The sequence below is a fragment of the Nocardia sp. 852002-51101_SCH5132738 genome, assembly GCF_001665695.1.
Taxonomy (GTDB): domain Bacteria; phylum Actinomycetota; class Actinomycetes; order Mycobacteriales; family Mycobacteriaceae; genus Nocardia; species Nocardia nova.
In genome coordinates, this window is sequence record NZ_LZML01000034.1 from 1 (window position 1) to 542 (window position 542).

1 protein-coding gene is annotated in these 542 nt (G+C 59.0%); it reads right to left on the reverse strand.

Annotated features, from left to right (window positions below; translation table 11 throughout):
* The coding region (locus A5789_RS05035) for a transposase (protein ID WP_197516553.1) at positions 1 to 410 on the reverse strand (410 nt) is incomplete at its 3' end.
* Positions 411 to 542 lie beyond the last annotated feature (132 nt).

Here is a 542-nt window from a genome sequence, read left to right on the forward strand (position 1 = left end):
ACCTGCGACTTGGAAAGCTTTGTCACACCAAGTGATTCGACAAGTTTCTCCATGCGTCGGGTAGACACCCCGAGCAGATAACAGGTGGCGACCACCGAGGTCAGGGCTCGTTCGGCACGTTTGCGGCGTTCGAGCAGCCAGTCCGGGAAGTAACTACCCTGACGCAGTTTGGGGATCGCGACGTCGATCGTGCCGACACGAGTATCGAAGTCGCGGTGGCGGTATCCGTTTCGGCTGTTGACGCGTTCATCGGATCGTTCGCCGTAGCCGGCACCGCACATCGAGTCGGCTTCGTTGCTCATCATGGCCTGAATGAACGTGGACATCATGTTGCGCAGGAGATCCGGGCTCGCGACGGCGAGTTGCTCGGACAGCATTGCGGACGGGTCGATAGGCTGGACAGAGGTCATCGCGTGAAACTTTCTTCCTTCAAGTGACTTGGCGGTCTTTTGAAGGATCACGCGGTGACCACCCTCTACTCGGCTACGACACGCCCAGACTTCGCTGAGGGCCCGTCGTACACCATCCTGCTGGACTCAACC